12 protein-coding genes and 1 pseudogene are annotated in these 13,083 nt (G+C 29.3%); 6 read left to right on the top strand and 7 right to left on the bottom strand.

Annotated elements, in window-relative coordinates; all coding sequences use genetic code 11:
• Positions 1 to 23: 23 nt before the first annotated feature.
• Together JJC03_RS12350 and JJC03_RS12345 are read left to right on the top strand one after the other, a co-directional pair.
• Positions 24 to 1,478: a hypothetical protein gene (locus JJC03_RS12350; protein WP_088397926.1), complete on the top strand. Its 1,455-nt coding sequence runs from the start codon at positions 24 to 26 to the stop codon at positions 1,476 to 1,478.
• Between the two features lie 688 nt (positions 1,479 to 2,166).
• Positions 2,167 to 3,339, top strand: a complete 1,173-nt coding sequence (locus tag JJC03_RS12345) for a cytochrome-c peroxidase (RefSeq protein WP_235873402.1) — start codon at positions 2,167 to 2,169, stop codon at positions 3,337 to 3,339.
• 148 nt (positions 3,340 to 3,487) lie between these two features.
• On the opposite strand, the gene JJC03_RS19250 is transcribed toward JJC03_RS12345, so the two are convergent.
• The 3 genes from JJC03_RS19250 to JJC03_RS12330 form a co-directional block, all read right to left on the bottom strand.
• Entirely contained in the window at positions 3,488 to 3,736 is a 249-nt protein-coding gene (locus JJC03_RS19250) for a DUF1003 domain-containing protein (RefSeq protein WP_374226231.1), read from the bottom strand.
• Between the two features lie 177 nt (positions 3,737 to 3,913).
• Positions 3,914 to 4,450: a DUF1697 domain-containing protein gene (locus JJC03_RS12335; RefSeq protein ID WP_088444768.1), complete on the bottom strand. Its 537-nt coding sequence runs from the start codon at positions 4,448 to 4,450 to the stop codon at positions 3,914 to 3,916.
• Between the two features lie 118 nt (positions 4,451 to 4,568).
• Positions 4,569 to 5,891 (bottom strand): M43 family zinc metalloprotease, encoded by a 1,323-nt coding sequence (locus tag JJC03_RS12330; protein ID WP_165624261.1) that lies wholly within the window; start codon positions 5,889 to 5,891, stop codon positions 4,569 to 4,571.
• A gap of 215 nt (positions 5,892 to 6,106) precedes the next feature.
• On the opposite strand from JJC03_RS12330, the gene rlmD reads away from it, so the two are divergent.
• The 3 genes from rlmD to JJC03_RS12315 all read left to right on the top strand — a co-directional run bounded on the left by rlmD (position 6,107) and on the right by JJC03_RS12315 (position 8,752).
• Entirely contained in the window at positions 6,107 to 7,519 is a 1,413-nt protein-coding gene (gene rlmD / locus JJC03_RS12325; RefSeq protein ID WP_088444767.1) for a 23S rRNA (uracil(1939)-C(5))-methyltransferase RlmD, read from the top strand.
• A 62-nt stretch (positions 7,520 to 7,581) separates the two neighbouring features.
• Positions 7,582 to 8,076, top strand: coding sequence for a DUF6452 family protein (locus JJC03_RS12320; RefSeq protein WP_088397920.1), 495 nt, complete (start codon positions 7,582 to 7,584; stop codon positions 8,074 to 8,076).
• Complete coding sequence (locus JJC03_RS12315) at positions 8,048 to 8,752, top strand: DUF6048 family protein (RefSeq protein ID WP_235873401.1); 705 nt, start codon at positions 8,048 to 8,050, stop codon at positions 8,750 to 8,752. Before JJC03_RS12320 ends, JJC03_RS12315 begins: the two co-directional genes overlap by 29 nt.
• 82 nt (positions 8,753 to 8,834) lie before the next feature.
• On the opposite strand, the gene JJC03_RS12310 is transcribed toward JJC03_RS12315, so the two are convergent.
• The 4 genes from JJC03_RS12310 to JJC03_RS12295 all read right to left on the bottom strand — a co-directional run bounded on the left by JJC03_RS12310 (position 8,835) and on the right by JJC03_RS12295 (position 12,547).
• Positions 8,835 to 9,668, bottom strand: a complete 834-nt coding sequence (locus JJC03_RS12310) for a CvfB family protein (RefSeq protein ID WP_088397918.1) — start codon at positions 9,666 to 9,668, stop codon at positions 8,835 to 8,837.
• A 65-nt stretch (positions 9,669 to 9,733) separates the two neighbouring features.
• The gene (locus tag JJC03_RS12305; RefSeq protein WP_235873400.1) at positions 9,734 to 10,087 is read right to left on the bottom strand and encodes a DUF2853 family protein; all 354 of its coding nucleotides are present in this window, start codon (positions 10,085 to 10,087) and stop codon (positions 9,734 to 9,736) included.
• A gap of 82 nt (positions 10,088 to 10,169) precedes the next feature.
• The gene (gene menD, locus JJC03_RS12300; RefSeq protein WP_235873399.1) at positions 10,170 to 11,834 is read right to left on the bottom strand and encodes a 2-succinyl-5-enolpyruvyl-6-hydroxy-3-cyclohexene-1-carboxylic-acid synthase; all 1,665 of its coding nucleotides are present in this window, start codon (positions 11,832 to 11,834) and stop codon (positions 10,170 to 10,172) included.
• Between the two features lie 182 nt (positions 11,835 to 12,016).
• Entirely contained in the window at positions 12,017 to 12,547 is a 531-nt protein-coding gene (locus JJC03_RS12295) for a hypothetical protein (RefSeq protein ID WP_235873398.1), read from the bottom strand.
• An 86-nt stretch (positions 12,548 to 12,633) separates the two neighbouring features.
• Between JJC03_RS12295 and JJC03_RS19245 the strand changes: the two are divergent.
• Positions 12,634 to 13,070 (top strand): annotated as a pseudogene (locus JJC03_RS19245) (GNAT family N-acetyltransferase).
• Positions 13,071 to 13,083: the final 13 nt, after the last annotated feature.

The raw sequence follows: 13,083 nt of genomic DNA, 5'->3' as shown, positions 1-13,083 counted from the left end.
TTGTCAAAACAAAAAATAAATTTATGAACTTAAAAAACATGATGTTTACATCTTTTGTTATGGCAACATTAGCAGCTTGTAATAAGAATGAAAACACAACTGATGAACTACCTGTTGAAAACACAACTATTGAATTCAAAAATCATTCACTAACTCCAGCACTCATAAAAACGATGCCTGAGTTTTCAACTATTCAAACGTATTCTTTATTTTCAAGCGAAGATAGATTTACTAATTCACCTGATTTTACTTTTGGAGGTACTGCGGATGGATCAGGACTTATAAAAAATATTGATGGAACATTTACTTTTTTAGTAAACAATGAGGATAATTTTTCAGTATCTAAGATAACATTTGATAAAACATTTAAGCCTATTACTGGAGAATATGTTTTGAACTCTAAAGGTTCAGGAACAAGATTATGCTCTGCTACTTTAGCAACGCCTGAAATACATGGTTTTGGTCCTTTATTCTTAACTTGTGGAGAAAGTGACAGCGAATCACTTGTACATAAAATAACGCCAACTGACACAAAAGTAAATGCACACGTTCCTAAAACAATTCCTGCTTTTGGTAGATGGAGTGCCGAAAATGCTGTTCCTTTATCTAAAAATGCTTACCCAGGTCAAACAATCATTATGATTGGTGATGATGATAATAAAGATTATGGGGGACAATTAGTAATGTACAAATCTACATTAGGTGATTTAAATAACGGAAAAGTATATGTTATTAAACGTACAAATAATGAATCTATTGAAACTAAAATGACTGAAAACAATACCTACGAGATCGAATTTGTAGAAATTACTAATATTAAAACTAATACTGGTCTACAAAACAACCAAGCTGCACAAGCTGCAAATGCTATTGTTTTTGGACGTGTAGAAGATATTGACTGGAATAAAACAGTAGGAAAAGAAAGAGAAATTTACTTTAATGTTACAGGTCAAAATAACACAGGAGTAAATGCAAATAATTCACGTACAAAATACGGAAGATTGTATCGTTTAGAATTAGACCCGATTAATCCTTTAAAGGGTAAATTAACAGTTATGCTAGATGGAGATAACAAATCAGGATTAGCTAAAACATTCCAAAATATTGATAATATCTGTGTCACTAAAAATTATGTATACTTACAAGAAGACGCTAATGGATATGGAGATGAATCACATGACGCGTACATTTATCAATATGACATTGCAAAAAAAACTTTAAAAATAGTTTTTGAATTAGATCACAGACGTAACGACATTTCTAATAAATACTTAGGTGCTAAATCTTCTAAAGGTTCTTGGGAATATGGAGCTTTAATTGATATTTCTGACATAATTAATAAGGAAAACACATTTATGCTTTCTATTCAACCTCATTCTTGGGAAAAAGAGGATTTTAAAGGTAAAGACGGAGGAGGTCTACGTCCAGATGAAAAACAAGGTAGTCAAGTTATTTTAATTAATGGTTTACCGCGATAAATACTTCTCAATAATTTTTCAAACTAAACGAAGAAACTTAGATTAAAATACAATCTAAGTTTTCTCTATTTTACATTTATTCTAATCTTTCCATGAGAAATTTAATCCTTTTAATTGTCTTTTTATTCTTTTTCTCTTATAAAAAGAAAAATATCAACCAATACAAAGCATAGAAAACACTCAAAATCTACTTAAATATAATTTTAAACAGTTTAATACAGAAGTAAACAATTTTGAAAAAATTACTAAAAAAAATGTATCAGCAGATCAATTACAATATCAATTTAAAAAAACACGATTAGCTTTTAAAAAAACAGAAGAATTCATTGCCTTTTATTTCCCAAGCAGCTTTCTTAAAATCAATGGTGCTCCTATAGATGAAAACGAAATAAATGACATTAATCGAAAGGTAGAATATGCTACAGGTTTTCAAAAAATTGAAGAAATAGTATTTAACCAAAAGATTAACAAAACTCTTTTAATTGAAAACATAGGAATTCTCAAAGGATACCTAGTCATTATAAACGATCAAATAAATAATTTACAACTTAGTGAGCGTAATATTTTTGAAATTCAAAAATTACAATTACTACGTCTTCTAAGTTTAGGCATCACAGGATTTGATTCTCCTATTGCTTTACATTCACTACCCGAAACACAAAGTGCTTTAAGAGGAATTCAAGGCTATATGAATTGTTTTAAATTTGACAAACCTTTAAATATTAGTATTAGTCAAGCAATCGCTTACATTAAAAAAAACAATCAATTTAACACTTTTGATCGTGCTTGTTTTATTACTCAATATGCAAAACCTATTTATAAACATATCTTCCGTTTACAGCATGAATTAAAAATCAAGAATAATCCCTATGTAGGGGCATTAAATTTTGAAAAAGAAACACCTTTCGAACTAGAAGCCTTTAACCCAAATCATTTCGCTCCTTCATACAATAGAAATCCAAAGAAAAATCAGATCGAATTGGGACGACAACTTTTTTTTGATAAATTATTAAGTGGAGATAACCAAATTGCTTGCGCTAGTTGCCATATCCCTAATAAAGCTTATGCTGATCACAAAACAAAAGCATTACAAGATCAAAAATCACGAAATACCCCCACTTTATTAAATGCAGGGTTACAAAATACGCAATTTTTAGATGGACGGATTAATTATTTAGAAGATCAGGCTAAAGCAGTTATTAACAACCAAGATGAAATGCATGGTAGTTTTCAGTTAGCATTGATAAAACTTAATAAAAACACAACCTATAAGAATCTTTTTCAAAAAGTATTTCCTGATTCAAAAAATATAACAGCAGAACATTTACTAAATTCAATAGCTAGTTTTATTAGAAGTCTTTCCCCATTAGATTCAAAATTTGACAATTATTTAAGAGGAAAAGCATTCTTAAATACCGAAGAGAAAAAGGGGTTCAATCTTTTTATGGGAAAAGCTAAATGTGCTACTTGCCATTTTTTCCCTTTGTTTAATGGTAGTGTTCCTCCTCTTTATCAAAAAACAGAAAGTGAAGTAATAGGTGTCCCTATAGCATTCAATTCAAAAATAATAGATCCTGATTTAGGTGAATATCATATAACCAAAGCTCCTCTAAAAAAATATGCCTTTAAAACTCCAACAGTTCGTAATACTTCTATCACTTATCCATATATGCACAACGGTGTTTTTAACAGATTAGAAGAAGTTATTAATTTCTATAATAAAGGTGGAGGAAAAGGTATTGGCATCACTATTAAAAATCAAACTTTAGCTGAAGACTCATTGCATTTATCTCAAGTAGAAATTAAAAATTTAATAAGCTTCATTCGCACATTAGACAACAAGAGTCTGTCCCAAAAGTAAAAAATCAATAGCCTCTTATTACTCAAATAACAGGAGGAGTCTCATAATAAATATTATGTGATTCCTCTCTATGAGTGTATATTTTAGGAAATTTTTTTACCTTGTTTTTCTATCCTTATTATTTTTTGATTAATTTCTTTTAATAATGTTATTTGTTCTTTTGAATATGCAATAATTCTTCATGTTGATGTGCTAGAATATGATCTAATTTATCCTGCAATAACCGAATTTCTTGTTCTGCTTTTAAGTTGACATAAAAATCCTTTTTAGCTCGTTCTCTATCTTTTTCTTCTTGTCTGTTTTGACTCATCATAATAATAGGAGCTTGTAAAGCAGCAATACAGGATAATATAAGGTTTAATAATATGAACGGATAAGGATCAAATCCTTTATTCATCAAAAAAATACATTGATTACTATCCAAGTTAATAAAAAAATTAAAAAAGAAATAATAAATATCCAGCTACCACCAAAACTAGCTACCTGATCTGCCACTCGCTGTCCTATAGTTCGAGACTCTACTTCTGTTGAGTCCACCCATGATTCTATTTCACGATCCGTCATATTATCACTTTTAAAACATTTCTAACAACTTACTTACGGTATTATAATTTCGTATAGTAGAGAGTACATTTAATTTTTTCTCAATGTATTTATTATCTAATCTAGTTTTTCCTGCTCCTTTATCATATTTCAAATAAATACGATTTTCATCAATAGTTGCTTCATCTGGTTTTACCTGACTCATTTTTAAATCATGAATTGCTTGTGCTCCTAATTTTTTATTTAAAAAACTAAAATAAATTTTAGTTGTATCTGCGTTATGCACTTTTAAATAAGGATTATTAATTAAAGCTTTTTCTAAATCTTCTTTTTTTAACACCATAGCAGGCACTTCGTAGCCCCATTGTTTAAAAATTTCTTGCTTGATTTTAAAACCAATAGAAAGTTCATTTTCTTCTTCAGACTCAATAAAAACATTACCTGATTGAATATAGGTTAATACATTTACGAATCCCATCCCCTCTAATAAAGTTTTGAGCTCATCCATTTTTATCATATTATGTCCTGAAACGTTGATTCCGCGAAGCAATACTAGATATTTTTTCATATACATGAATTTATTTATCAACAAAGATCATTTAATTTCTTTCCTTTTCAAAATAGTGTGCAAACAAAAAAGCCTCCATCTTATTATGGAGGCTTTTGATATATAGTTTCAATAAATATTATTTTTTAACAAATTTTAAAGTTACCTTCTTACCTGCTTTTTGAACTTTTAAGAAATATATTCCATTTGTCAAATGACTAACAACTAATTTTAAATCTTCTATTTTAAGATCCTTCTTAGCAGCTACTTCTTGACCAATTGAATTTAATAATACATATGCTTCTGGTAACTCATCCTCATTAGGCATAGCAATAGTTAATTCAGCATTAACAGGATTTGGATAAATTGAAATTTTACTTAACATTCCAAAATCCTCATCTATCAAATTAGGTTCTTGACATTTAGTAGAACGCTCTAAATTCCGTCTTCTCTCTGCATTTTTTAATACCGTTCTAATTCGTTTCTTTTGATCATTTGTAAAGATATTCATACAAATATCATCTGTATAATCCATATAATTCTCAACCATATCTTTTCCTCGATCTAAGGGACAAGAATCTACATTCTTAGGGCAACCTCTGTTAGGATTTAGCGAAACAGGCGTATCTGCACAAAAATCATTATTTAAAGTACAATCTGAATTATCACCCCAAATATGATACAAACCTAACCAATGCCCTATTTCATGAGTAGTAGTTCTTCCTCTATCATATGGAGCATTATATACTCCTTCTGGAAATATAACTGAAGAACCAAATTTATTGTATCCTATTACAACTCCATCAGTTGAAGCAATCCCTTCGTTAACTCCTAAACCAGAAAGTCCTGATGAGCTAGGAAATTGTGCATAACCTTGAACATTTATAAGATCATCTCCAAAAACACAAGTCCAAATATTTAAATATTCTTCTGGATTCCAAATAGTACGGGGTTTTAATTCATTTTCTATAGCATGTTTATTAAAAAACACTCTTCCAAAATCTACACGATCAATACCATTGGTCAAATTTCCATCAGGATTAGTCTTAGCTAAACAAAATTGGATTTCTACATCTGCTCCAACTGGATTTGTATTATATCCTGCTGTGTTAATTCTACGTCTAAAATCATCATTTAAAACTTGAATTTGAGAAAAAACTTGTTCATCTCTTATATTTTCATTTTCGCCGTACGCATCACCATTATGAATTACATGCACAACAACGGGAATTGTTATAATAGCTACTCTTTCTTCTTTATTAAGTTGATTTTTTTGTAAATCTATTTTTTTATTAATCCAACTTTCAAACTCTACAGTTGTAGCTCTATTTGAATGTTTTTCTCTCAAATGTTTTTCATACTCTGTCGAATAACACCTAACCTCATGTTCTCTTATAGTCGTTTGCCCGGACAATTCTAGACAAAACAAAAAAAAGAACAAAGAAATAACAATTTCTTTCATTTCCATACAATTTAACTTCATAAAAATTGAATTATCATTAAAAAACAAGATACATTTACTCTTTTTTTTAACATATAACTAAAAAAAGAGTCGCAATATACATTTTTTTCAACAAATTCTAATTCATTTCCTAGTAAAAAAACACAATTAACTAATTATTATTAAAGACTTAGAAGACAATCATAATATCTCAGTTCATTTATTATCTTTGCCTTATGGGAAGAAAAAAAGATAAACAAGTCGTATTCGAAAACGTAAAAGTCCTTGATGCAGGTGCAAAAGGCGTATGTGTGGCAAAAGCCCCAGAAGGTCAGGTCATTTTTATTTCAAATGTAGTACCAGGCGATGTGGTAGATGTACAAACTTTTAAAAAACGTAAATCATACTATGAAGGAAGAGCTACCCAGTTCCATTCCTATTCAGAACATCGAGTAGATCCAGTATGTGAACATTTTGGTGTTTGTGGTGGCTGTAAATGGCAAAACATGAAATATAGCCAACAATTATTATACAAACATCAAGAAGTAGAAAACAACCTAAAACGTATTGGTAAAATTGACTTACCTGAATTTGAGCCAATTTTAGGCTCTGAAAAACAGTTTTTTTACCGTAATAAAATGGAATTTGGTTTTTCTTCCTCTCGCTGGATGACACAAGAAGAAATAAACAGCGGAAAGGAATTTGATAATAAAAATGCTGTTGGTTTTCATATTCCAAAAATGTGGGACAAAATTTTAGATATAGAAAAATGCCATTTACAACAAGATCCCTCTAATGAAATCAGAAATGAGATTAGACGTTTTGCTAATCAAAATAATTTAGCCTTCTTTAATCCTAGAGAACATTCAGGACTGTTAAGAACCTTAATGATTCGAACGGCTTCTACAGGCGAAATCATGGTACTGATACAGTTTTTTGACAATAAGAAAGAAGAAATTGATTTGATCATGAATTTCCTAGCAGAACGTTTTCCTGCTATCACTTCGTTACAATATGTAATCAACCAAAAAGCAAACGATACTTTGTATGATCAGGATATCATTTTATTTAAAGGTCGTGATCATATCTTAGAAGAAATGGAGGGTTTACAATTTAGCATTAATGCTAAATCATTTTACCAAACGAATTCTGAGCAAGCCTATGAGTTATACGCAATCACTAGGGATTTTGCTGGACTCACTGGAAATGAATTAGTTTATGACTTATATACAGGCACAGGTACTATTGCGCAGTTTGTTTCTAAAAAAGCAAAAAAAGTGATAGGTGTAGAAGCAGTTCCTGAAGCCATAGCAGATGCAAAAATAAATGCAGAACGCAATAACATAACTAATTGCGAGTTTTTTACAGGTGATATGAAAAATGTTTTTAATGACGAATTCATAGCCAGACATGGTCATCCAGATGTTATTATCACAGATCCACCACGTGATGGTATGCACGCAGATGTAGTAGAACAAATTTTAAAAATTGCCCCTAAAAAAGTAGTATATGTTAGTTGCAACTCTGCTACTCAAGCGCGCGATTTAGCTTTAATGGATCGTATGTATAAGGTAACACGTGTACGCCCTGTAGATATGTTCCCTCAAACACATCATGTTGAAAATGTAGTTTTATTAGAAAAAAAGTAAATAATGAAAAGTAATCAGCAAGACTATTAGCTAATCACTTATTACTAATTACTCAAAATTATATGAAAAAAATACTTTTCGGTTTATTTGTAATCATTTTTTCCATGGGATTGTATAATTGTGAGCCAGACGATATTTGTCCACAAGGAACACCTACAACGCCAAGAATGATTATTCAGTTTTTTGATAATAACAACCCTACAAACCCTAAAACCGTAACTGATTTAAAAATTACTGCTGAAGGAATGGGGAATTCTTTAGAGTTTACAGGTGGCAATAAAATTGAATTACCTCTAAAAGTAAATGCTAACGAAGTAAGTTATACCTTTAAAATTAATTCAAAAAACACTACTTTAGAAAAAGAGGATCAAATAAAACTAAATTACACTCGTAATGATGTTTATATTTCAAGAGCTTGTGGATATAAAACTGAATTCACATTAGATACCTCTAATGGTGCTGTATTAACTACACCTAAAAATTGGATACAAGAAGTAACCATACAAAAAACATCTATCGCAAACGAAAATGAAACACATATCAAAATTTTCTTTTAGTCTATTATTAATTGTGTTTTCACTAGCAAGTAGTCAAGCACAAGAAAAAACAAACGATACGATAAAAAAAACAGAGCGCTATGGTTTTAGAATAGGTGCTGATTTATCTAAACTAACCCGTTCAATTTTTGATAAAAATTACAGAGGATTAGAATTAGTAGGAGATTATAGAGTTAGCAAAAAAATGTATTTAGCTGCTGAAATAGGTAATGAAAAAAAAATAACAGAAGACAATCGCCTTAATTTCACAACAAATGGAAGTTATTTTAAGGTTGGATTTGACCATAATTTTTACCAAAACTGGCTGGATATGGAAAATATAGTTCATCTAGGACTCCGCTATGGTTTCTCTACTTTTAATCAAGAATTAAACAGTTATAAAATATACAATACTGCTGGATATTTTCCTCAGGCAGATGCTGTAATTATTAATAAAAACTATAATGGTCTAACAGCTCATTGGGCTGAAGTAGTAGCTGGAATTAAAGCTAAAATTTTTAATAATTTTTATGCAGGTTTTAGCTTGCGAATTAATTACCTATTATCTGAAAAAAAACCAGAAAATTTTAATAACTTATACATCCCTGGATTCAACAAAACATATGATGGAAAATTTGGGGCAGGTTGGAATTATAGCATTACTTATTTTATTCCTTTATATAAAAAGAAAAAATAATAATCTTTTTCAGATATTTAAATAAGGCTTAAAAATTTCATGAAAAACGAGGTAATTTTTTTACCTCGTTTTTTTAGCTTAATTACTCTTTAACTAAATAGATCCCATCAGGTTTTATTTCAATCATTTTCTGTTTATAAAGAGTCCCTATAGCCTTTTTAAATGTTTTTTTACTCATTTGTAGAACTGTTTTTATATCATCAGGACTACTATTATCATGTAATTTTAAAATTCCTCTTCCTCTTTTTAATTCATCTATTATCTTTTGAGCTGAAGTATCTATTCGTTCAAATCCTAACGGTTGTCTTGACACATCTATTTTTCCGTCTGGACGAATATTTTTGACATATCCAATGATACGATCTCCTGTTCTTAAATCTTCAAAAAGTTCATTTCTATAAATTAAGCCTTTATGTTTTTCATTAATAATAACATTAATACCTTTTTCTGAAATATGTGAAACAATCAAATCAACTTCTTCTCCATTTTCAACACTTAAATTTTGATTACTTAAAAATTGATTTAACCTACTTGACCCTACTAAACGATTCGTTTGTTGATCTAAATACATATAAACAAGATATCTTTTTCCTTCTTCCATCGGCCTAGCTTGCTCTTTAAAAGGTACAAATAAATCCTTTTCTAGTCCCCAATCCATAAAAGCGCCAAATTTATTGACATAACTAACTCTCAATAATGAAAATTCATTTAAAAAAATATAAGGTTCTAAAGTAGTAGCTACAGGTCGTTCTTCATGGTCTAAGTACACAAATACTTCAATATCTTCTTCTATTTCATATTCTTTAGGTACATATTTATTAGGCAATAAAACATCTTTTTCGCCATCTGTTAGATATAAACCAACATTCGTATTTCGTGTTATCTTTAGAGTATTAAATTTTCCTATTTCAATCATCTGTCAAAATTTAGAATTGCAAAGATACAAATAAAAAATCCCGATAAAATCGGGATTTATAAACTTTATAATTTCTGATTAATTATAAACACTTTCTTTTTAAAATGAAGTGTTAATAAATAATATACAACTGCACGGTATTTATTACGATTAGAACGTCCGTATTGCTCCATTACACTATCAATCGCGGCATCTAATTCTGGACTATCTTCTAGACCTAATTTTTTAATTAAAAAGTTATTCTTTACAGTATCTAATTCTGATTGTTGTGAACCTGACACTGTAGATGAATCTTGATTATAAATAGAAGGTCCGCAACCTATAACTACTTTTGTCAATAATTCTACATCAGGGGTTACACCGCATTTTTCTTTTAAATCAGCTGTATATTTCTCAATCAGTTCATCTCTTTTACTCATATTTTTTCTAGTTATGTTATTGTATATCTATCAAATATAAAAAAAATATTAAAACAAACAGTTAAAAAAAAAAAAAAGTCTATTATTTTAAACTCTTAAAATATTGTAAAAGAATTTCATTATTTATTTTTTCTGGTGTAAAAACTTCCAATATAGCAGGTTTATTCAGGGTTGAAAACTCTTTCCAATGCTCTCGTAACTGTTTTTCATCCGTTGCTTTAATATAACAAAAACCGTACATGGAAGCTAAATGCTCTGCTGTTAAATTATGTGAAGTTTCAAAAAAAGTATTAAATGTTTCATTTTCTTGATGGCCTGGTAAGATCCTAAAAATCCCTCCTCCTCCATTATTCACTATAATAATTTTAAAATCACCTGGTATATAATGGTTCCACAAAGCATTACTATCATAGAAGAAACTAATATCTCCTGTTATAAGATAAGTTGTTTTTTTATTTAAAACGGCAGCTCCAATGGCTGTTGTAGTACTTCCTTCTATTCCACTAGTTCCTCTATTACAATAAACGTGAATACTTGGATTTAATGAAAATAACTGCGCATATCGTATTGCTGAACTATTACTTATTTGTAATTGAATATTTTTCGGAAATAATTCTGTAATAATTTGAAAAACTTTTAGATCTGAAAAATGAATTTGTTTTAAATAAAGATCATGGGATATTGCTCTTTGTAAACGAACAGCTAGTAATTCTTGTTGAAAAGTACTTATATGATAAGAAGTGCGTTCTAAAAAACGTTTAAAAAACACATTGGGAGTTTCTTTAAAATGCTTATTAAGACAACCATATGTATCATAAGCTCTTAAGCGATCTACATGCCAATGAGCATCGGGTTTATACTTCCTAAAAAAGGCTTTAATCCTTTTTGACACGATCATTCCTCCTATGGTTAGTAATATTTCAGGTTGATAACGTTCAAATTCTTCTTCTGAAAAAGGAGTTATAATTGTATCAATATTAGTAATAAAATTTTCATGATGTACATTAGATGTCACTTCGGTCATAACGATTACGGATGGATCGTTTGCTATAATTTCTAAGTACTGAGGTTCAATTGTATTGGGTTGAGTTTCTCCTATTAGAATTATTTTTTTACGGGCTTTATTCCATTGTTCTACAAAAAGATCAAGAGGTTCTAAATCTTCAATTTTTGATTCAAAATCAAACCATGTTGTTTTAATTGTTAATTCTGAAACTGTATCATATAAAGGTTCTTCAAAAGGAGCGTTAATATGAACTGGCCCTTGTTGAGTACTACTAAAAAACAATGCTTCTTGTATTAGTCTATCATTTTCAGCTGAAGAGATCTCTTCTAAATTTGCGTTATATAAAATATGGTTAGCAAAAACATTAGCTTGTCTAATCGTTTGACCATCTCCTATATCTATTTTATCAACTGGACGATCTGCTGAAATAACCACTAAGGGTATTTGACTATAAAAAGCTTCTGAAATAGCAGGGTAATAGTTTAACAAAGCGGATCCTGAAGTACAAACTAATACTACTGGCTTTCGTAACTGTTGAGCTAAACCTAATGCAAAAAAACCTGCACAACGTTCATCTACTATACTATAACAATTAAATTCGGTTTGACTAGAAAACCCTATAGTCAAAGGTGCGTTTCTCGAACCAGGAGAAATAACTATGTGATTTAATCCTTTTTTTTTACATATTTCTATTATGCTTTGTGCTAAAGGAATTCTGGGGTAAATAGCGGTAGATTTCAACTTATAATAAACTCATGTTCTACGGCAAAAGTATTAACTTATCGTCATATTTTGAGCATTTTCTTTTAAAATTAAAAATTTATATATCATATAATAAGCTAAAGCAGAAGAAATGATAATCATTTTATGTAAAAAAGTGGATTTATAATAAAACATGTTAAAGAAAAATAAAGACATCTGAACTACAAAAAAGAAGTTCCTATAAGAAATATTAAATTTTCTTTCCTAGATTCATTTATATACGTTATAACCCCAACAGCTCCTAAAAAAGCGGTTAAAAGCGAATTAAAAACCCAATAAATATAATAATCTTGTACTTGATCAAACACAAAATATATCATATATAAATACAAAACAAATAATGGTATTAAAGCGATTCCTATAGCCATTCTATATTTTTTCTCAATAAACTCTAATACTAAATAGATTAACCCTATTTTTGACAATAAAGAAAATAGCGTTGCTATTTTAAACGCTGCTTTTCCTTCTACAGCAAATAAAGATGAGGTTATCTGGAACAATATCAAGCACAATAAAAAGTTAATATTGATTCTTGAAGAAGTAATCATGTATAATATAAAAAGTAAGGGCATCCGTATACCGCGTAGATATTCTTCTAACACCTCTACTTCCAAAAAGGTCATAATCCCGTATAAAACAAGATTAAAAATAAATAGAAATTCTAATAACTCGGCAATTTTTTGTAATTTCATGTCCTAAATTTTTAATTATTTTGACTAAAACATCCATTTATATAAGAGAGGCTGAATATGAGGATCTTCCTGAAATTCTTGAAATAGTGAATTATGAAATTTTAAATAGCACTTCTATCTGGGAATATCATATTCGCTCTTTAGAACAGCAACAAAAGATTTTTGAAGAAAAAAAATTAAATAATCATCCTTTTTTAGTTGCTATAAAGGAAAATAAAATAGTAGGATTTGGGACTTATGGCTTATTTCGTTTTAAAATAGGGTATCAATTTACGGCTGAGCATTCAGTATATGTACATAAAGATTTTCATGGTAATGGAATTGGTTCTCTTCTTTTACGAGAAATTATTAAAATTGCAAAAAAAAAAAATTACACACATTAATTGGTGTTATTGACTCTGAAAATTCAGGAAGTATTACATTTCATAAAAAATTAGGCTTTCAAGAGGTGGGACAACTTAAGGAAACAGGTTTTAAATTTAACAAATGGTTGGATTCTGTTTTTGTTCAAATTCTGCTGTAAACTCTTAATCAGT

Origin of the sequence: Flavobacterium oreochromis (assembly GCF_019565455.1) — a bacterium.
In the GTDB taxonomy this organism is placed as follows: Bacteria; Bacteroidota; Bacteroidia; order Flavobacteriales; family Flavobacteriaceae; genus Flavobacterium; species Flavobacterium oreochromis.
Note: the sequence above shows the minus strand (reverse complement) of the source record. Positions and strands in the feature narration are given on the sequence as shown.